Annotated in this window: 1 protein-coding gene; it reads right to left on the bottom strand. The window is 29.4% G+C overall.

All coding sequences use genetic code 11. The annotated features are described in order from the left end of the window. Positions 1-262 (bottom strand): hypothetical protein (locus R2R70_RS21045; protein ID WP_410979057.1); only part of this gene is annotated, 262 nt, incomplete at both ends.

The raw sequence follows: 262 nt of genomic DNA, 5'->3' as shown, positions 1-262 counted from the left end.
GGTTTTGCATTTAATTTTTTTGAATGAAACAGGGCAATGTATGGTACTTGGTTTAATAACGGACTTATCGGGACAATTTGCAAAAACTTTCCATTATCGTATCTTACAATGGCAGGTTGCTCTGTGATTTCGGAGATTTGATTTTGTATCAGATGATTCTCAATTTGTTCTTTGCATTTTAATTCAACATCCATTTGAAATTCTTTTGATAAAAACTTTAACACTTCTTCAATTGGATGATTATCTAAATAAAGTTTTAAAA

The sequence above is a fragment of the Cobetia sp. SIMBA_158 genome, assembly GCF_046566945.1.
Lineage (GTDB): Bacteria > Pseudomonadota > Gammaproteobacteria > Pseudomonadales > Halomonadaceae > Cobetia > Cobetia amphilecti.
This window is presented reverse-complemented; position numbering and strand designations above follow the sequence as displayed.